Raw genomic sequence first — 6,467 nt, 5'->3', positions numbered from 1 at the left:
AATGAGGCAATGATTTTCATAATGTGTAATTGTTTTGGTTTGGAGTAAATTAAAAGAGAGGTTTTGAAAACCTCTCTTTTAGACTCATATGAAAGAAAAAAGTTTAATTCTTTTAGATAAATTTAAACTAAATAGTTTTAATTGATAATTACAGCAGGAAGGTTCTGGGCTTTGAATTTTTCATTGTAGGTCTTGATGTCATTTTCTATCAGCATTTTCAAATCGGATTTGTATCCTTCCCATTCCTTATCCAAATCCACCAAACGCTGTTTTGAACCTGCTGTCAGCCTTGGGTCATGCACATCCACTGTTGCCCTCAGGTCAAAGTATTGGGCATTCAGCTGACTCGGAAAATTGATGACATCCTGGAAATTCCCCTGACGGGTTTCGACGAGCTTGGCTTCCCAATCCACCAACTTCTGGATCAAATCCTTACCGGCCTGATAAAGCTCCTTGGCATCCTCTTTTTCTTCCAACAAAGAATTATGGTGCTCAATCTGACTTTTGACATTCCTCATGTCATTCACGGATTGGTGGATATCTGTGATTGAAAGTGCTGCCATTTCAAGCAAAGCCTGCTGTTCTTTCCAGTTTTGGGAGCTGATGTTTTTGAGGTTTGGATCCTGTAGCAGGTCTATTTCAGTTTCGGATACAGCCCCATTGTAACTTATTCTCGCCTTGTATTTTCCGGGTGCTACGCGGTGGCCGCTATAATCCCCGTAGACAAAAGCATTGGGAATGGCCAATAAGGTTTCTCCTCTAAAATTCCATGCAAACCTGTTCAATCCTTTTTTGGCAGGAATGACCTGCTCGGGCGCAGGGCCACCGGAAAAAGGTTTGAAACTTTCATCTTTAATGGATGAATAGGACCTGATGACTATACCTGAAGCGTCCAAGATTTCGAGAGTGACTTCAAGAGAATCCACTTTTTCGGGCAAATAATAATCCAAAATCACCCCTGTTGCAGGATTTTGCCCGATTCCAGGAGGAAGGTCCATCCAAGAAGGAATATATCCTTCGTATTTGTACGTTGGCTTTGGGGAATAAATTTTCAAACCTGAGAAATCTCCTTTAGACTGCTGCAGCGCACTGAGGTCATCCAAAATCCAAAATGCCCTTCCTGCTGTAGAGACGACCAAATCATTGTCAGCAAAAGCCATATCAGTAATCGGAACTATAGGAAGGTTCAACTGAAGTTTTTGCCAATTTGATCCTCCGTTGAAAGAAACGTAAAAACCCCTTTCAGCACCTCCATACAAAAGACCTTTTGCCTTTTTGTCTTCTCTGATCACTTTGATAAAATCATCTTTATCAACACCTGTATCTATCTTGGTCCAGGTTTTTCCATAGTCGGTGGTTTTGAAAGACATATTCGAAAAATCATTGAACTTGTATCGTGTAGCGGCTATGTAGGCAGTTCCTTTGTCATGAGGGGAAACTTCAATAGATTGGATCAGACTTTCGGGCAAGCCGGAAGGGGTAATGTTTTCCCAGGTTTTTCCACCATCCTTAGTAATATGAACAAGTCCACAGTCACTTCCGGTATAAATGACCCCTTTTTCATGGATAGATTCTATGACATAGCTTAAGGTATTGTAGTTTTCTCCTCCCGCACCTTCATTGGTGATGGGAGCGCCACCCGGACCTTGTTTTGATTCTTCATTTCTGGTGAGGTCAGGGCTGATTTCTTCCCAAGACATTCCTCCGTCTGTGGTTTTGAAAAGGACATTCCCACCATGGTAAATGGTATTGTAATCATGAGGAGAAGCAATGACAGGCGCATTCCAATTGAAACGGAAACGCATATCTTTGGCATCATAGGCCAAAATATTGGCAGGATATTGCCTGATATCTTTGGTATGTCCGTGTTGCGTATCCATCACGTCAATCAAACCTTGGTAACAACCCCCATAGAGCAAAACAGGATTATTGGGGTCAAAAGCAATAAAAGCCGATTCACAACCCGGACCGATAAACCAATCCTTATCTGTCAGTCCGATGTAGTTGTTTCGGCTGGCAATCACCAAAGAAGTATTGTCCTGCTGTCCTGCATAAAGTTTATAGGGAAAACCGGCATCAACATTTAACCTGTAAAACTGTGCAGAAGGCTGATTGTCCTGAGTAGACCAACTTTTGCCTGCATCGAATGTAATCTCCGCGCCACCATCATCTCCCAAAATCATATTGGATGGGTTGTTTGGATTGATCCAAAGGTCATGCGTATCGATGTGCCTGACCGCCACAACAGTAAAATTTTTGCCACCATCGATTGATTTGGTCAAGGGGGAATTCAACACATATACCACATCTGCATTGACCGGGTCAGCCTCCACTTCCATATAGTACCAAGACCTTGAAGTCAACAGTTGGTTGTTGGTCATATGTGCCCAAGTCTCGCCGCCATTATCCGAGCGATAGACGCCTGCAACTGATTTTTCAGCCTCCACAATGGCAAAAACCCTTTCCGAATTGGCTCTGGAGACACTCACCCCGATTTTGCCCATTTCCTTTGGAAGGCCATTGTTGATTTTGGTCCAGGTATCTCCGCCATCAATGGATTTCCATATTCCGCAACCCGCGCCGCCACTTTGTACCTGCCATGGCAACCTTCGGTATTCCCACATTGCGGCATACAAAATCCTCGGGTTATTGAAATCCATGCTTAGGGAAGAGGCTCCGGTATTTTGGTCTACATACAGTACTTTGGTCCAGGTAGTGCCTCCGTCAGTACTCTTATAAATTCCCCTTTCCTCACTTGGGCCATGTGCCGCACCCTGTGCAGCCACAAATACAATATCTGGATTATCAGGATGGATAGTTATGTCTGAAATGTGACGGGTCTTTTCCAATCCCATGTTTTTCCAGGTTTTGCCACCATCGGTAGATTTATATACCCCATCGCCAAAAGAAGTCATCACACCTCGGATCGCATGCTCGCCCATTCCGACATAGATCACATTGGGATCCGATTCACTTACTGCGATTTCACCAACAGTCCCAGTTTTGAAAAAACCGTCTGAAACATTGCGCCATGAAATGCCCGCATTTTCTGTTTTCCAAAGACCGCCGCCTGTGTAGCCTACAAAAAATACCTGATCATTGTTTGGCACTCCGGAGACGGCATTGGACCTGCCTCCCCTGTATGGACCAATATTTCTCCATTTGAGTCCTTGGTACAATTCAGCATCAAACTGCGGGGCAGGTGCCGGTGTAGATTTTCCTCTTTGGGAAAAAGTAGGAAAGGACATGAATAGAATCATGCCGAATAAAATCAGTTTTTTCATGCTAAAGGTTGATTGATGTTCTTGAATTTGAGAAAAAAAATTTAGAAAGTATAATCGGAGGCCCCTTCCCTGCGATATTTCTTTCAGGCATTATAATTCAAAATACAATCCTATAAAAAGCAGTTAGTTAAAGCTAAGCTTTCCTAAAACTGTAGAGATATGGTGCCTTGTGGCTTTTGCCTGTGTACAACTTTTCATGTCTTTCGAGGATATCGAGCCCAAGCATCTTTCTTTGAAAAGTCGTTCTCCGGATTTTTTCGCCAAAAATCGCTTCGTAAACCTGTTGAAGTTCATTCATCGTAAAGCGCTCAGGAAGCAGGTTTCCGCCTATAAGCTTTCGCTCCAGATTTTCCCGTAATGTCTGCAACGCTTTTGCCACGATCGCATTGTGGTCCAAAATCAGTTTGGGAAGGTTTTCAATATCATACCAAGCTATAGAATCTGATAGGATATCAGGTGTCAGGACAACTTTTTCAAAATTGATCAGGGCAAAATAAGAAACCGAAATAAACCTGTCCAACATCCAATGATCAGGATCCATGTGAAACCCATTGGCTGCAAGGATGGTCTGCATTACCTCAGGCCTGAACCTGGCCAAATTGCCAAAAGTGTAAAATTGCTCCAGGTAAATGTTATCCAATCCAGTCCTTTCCTTCAACCCACGCTTTGCTGCCTCATCCAAGTCTTCATTTTTCTTTACAAAACCCCCGGGTAACGCAAGCCATCCGGTATCATGGTATTCCATCAGGAGTATTTTCAGCTTCCCTTTAGAAAAACCGAAAATAACCGAATCAAATGCGATATGGGGTAAAAACCCCTGAGTTTCAAGAACCGTCATGCTTTTGGGCGAATGAATCAAGCATCAAGTAAGTAGGAAAAATGTTAACAAACAATTATTATTGTCTCAATATGTTACAATAGAACCAAATCCTAACCCAAAATGAAACAGTGCCTATTTACTTTAGTTTTCCTTCTTATGACTTCATCTGCCATGTTTGCTCAGGGAAAAGACGCTTTTCCGGTACAGACCACTATCAAAAACGGGATCATTGAAGGAGATTACAACACCAAGACCGGAATCCAAACCTACTTTGGAGTACCGTTTGCAAAACCACCTGTGGGAGAACTGAGGTGGAAAGCACCGCAGCCGGTGGATAATTGGAACGGAATAAAAGTCACCAAAGAATTTGGTCCAAGACCGATGCAAAAACTCATTTGGGGCGATATGAATTCCCGGTCCAATGGCGTCAGCGAGGATTGTCTTTACCTGAATGTATGGACACCAACCACCCGGACCAATAAGGACTTGCCTGTTTTGGTCTATTTCTTTGGCGGGGGTTTTGTAGCCGGAGACGGAGCCGAACCAAGATATGATGGGGAAAGCATGGCTAAAAAAGGGGTCGTTGTAGTCACAGTGAACTACAGACTCAACATTTTTGGCTTCCTTGCCCATCCTGAATTGAGTGCTGAAGCACCATACAAAGCATCCGGAAACTACGCCTTGTTGGACCAAGCAATGGCCCTGAAATGGGTCAATGAAAACATTGCCGCATTCGGAGGAGATCCAAAAAAGGTTACGATTGCAGGTGAATCTGCAGGTTCGATTGCAGTCAGCTATCAGATGGCTTCACCGCTTTCGAGAAATCTGATTGCAGGCGCCATCGGTGAAAGCGGTTCGGGAGTTTCAGCTTTGGCGCCGACCACTTTGGCAGAAGCTGAAAAAATCGGGGTGGAGTTTCTACAGAAATTCGGGGTCAAAAGCATTGCCGAAATGAGAAAACTGCCTGCCCGTGATATATATGAGATGTACAATGAATCCGGAAGATTTGGATTCCCTGTCGTTCTCGACGGTCATGTGCTTCCAAAAAGTCTTGTAGACATCTTCAATGCCCGGGAACAGGCACAGGTTCCCTTACTTTTGGGTTGGAATACACAGGAAAATCCCGCTGCTGCTTTCATGCAAGGATTGCCAAACACCAAAGAGAATTTCATAACCAAAGTGAAGCAGGCATACCCTAATGACTATGAGGAAGTACTGAAACTATATCCACATGAGACAGAAGAGCAAGTTGCTTATTCAGCCATGGATTTGGCCGGTGACAGGTTTATTTCTTACAGTACCTGGAAGTGGTTTGACCTTCACAGAAGCAATTCCGACCAACCGGTATTCCGATACTTGTATGCCAAATTGAGACCGCCTTTGGTGGATGAAACGCTAGAAACAGGACTGGCAGGAGGCACTTCCAAAAGAGCCATCAATGCTCCGCCAAGACCAAAAGACCTCGGTGCTCCACATGCCGCTGAGATCGAATATGCGATGGGTAATCTTCCCCGAATCAAGGAATTTGCCTGGACAGAGGATGATTATAAAACCTCCGAAACCATGTTGGAGTTCTTCACCAACTTTGTGAAAACAGGAAATCCAAACGGGGAGGGGCTTCCGGAATGGCCCAAGGCCCTGCCAAAAGACGACAATCCTCCCGTGATGGTGATCAATACTGAATCAAAAACTGTCCAGGCCACCAATGATGCCAGGTACAGGTTCCATGATAGAAACTTCAAAAACGACAAATAAATCAAACCTATTAGACAAAAACCCCTTCTACTGATTGTAGAAGGGGTTTTTTTGTGAAACAAATTTAGTCTTTAAGCCTGCAATAATTACTGCTTTGCAATCCTATAGACTGCCGCTCTATTTTGGTCAGAAACTTTCAACAAGTAAATTCCCGGACTAAGGCTCCCCATTTCAATTTCCAAGGTATTTTCCAAAACATCTATCCTCCTCAACAATTGTCCTGCAGGACTGAACAATTCGATATTTGAACCGCTTTGGACTTGTTCGATTCTCAACAATGCTTTTACCGGATTGGGATACATTTTGATTTGCTCAGCTTTTTCCTTTGGAAGTGAAAGAATAACCAAATCGAGTTCTTCCAACTTGACTTTTCTAAAAAATGCGGTACCAATAGTAATCCCCAAGTCAAATACGATTCTTGCCTGTTCATCTGTGGGATCACTCATGGTAAATACCGAGGTATATTCCCTAAAGTCATTAGACAAAACAGCATTTCCACCTCCACTGTAACCATTATAGGGGTCACTTGCTTTTCCAAGATAATAATTCAAGGCAAGTGCTTGTTCGGCTCTAGCTTCAAATGAAAACCTGTAAATTTTTCCTTTTTC

General features: G+C 43.3%; 4 protein-coding genes. 1 reads left to right on the top strand and 3 read right to left on the bottom strand.

The window, feature by feature from the left end:
* Positions 1–137: 137 nt before the first annotated feature.
* On the bottom strand, positions 138–3,284 hold the full coding sequence (locus ACZFYI_RS13565) for a VPS10 domain-containing protein (protein WP_462524667.1): 3,147 nt from the start codon (positions 3,282–3,284) through the stop codon (positions 138–140).
* A gap of 133 nt (positions 3,285–3,417) precedes the next feature.
* Positions 3,418–4,122: an NUDIX hydrolase gene (locus ACZFYI_RS13560; RefSeq protein ID WP_462524666.1), complete on the bottom strand. Its 705-nt coding sequence runs from the start codon at positions 4,120–4,122 to the stop codon at positions 3,418–3,420.
* Between the two features lie 102 nt (positions 4,123–4,224).
* On the opposite strand from ACZFYI_RS13560, the gene ACZFYI_RS13555 reads away from it, so the two are divergent.
* Positions 4,225–5,859: a carboxylesterase/lipase family protein gene (locus tag ACZFYI_RS13555; protein WP_462524665.1), complete on the top strand. Its 1,635-nt coding sequence runs from the start codon at positions 4,225–4,227 to the stop codon at positions 5,857–5,859.
* An 86-nt stretch (positions 5,860–5,945) separates the two neighbouring features.
* On the opposite strand, the gene ACZFYI_RS13550 is transcribed toward ACZFYI_RS13555, so the two are convergent.
* A partial coding sequence (locus ACZFYI_RS13550; protein WP_462524664.1) for a T9SS type A sorting domain-containing protein occupies positions 5,946–6,467 on the bottom strand: 522 nt, incomplete at its 5' end.

The sequence above is a fragment of the Aquiflexum sp. genome (assembly GCF_977115555.1).
This window is presented reverse-complemented; position numbering and strand designations above follow the sequence as displayed.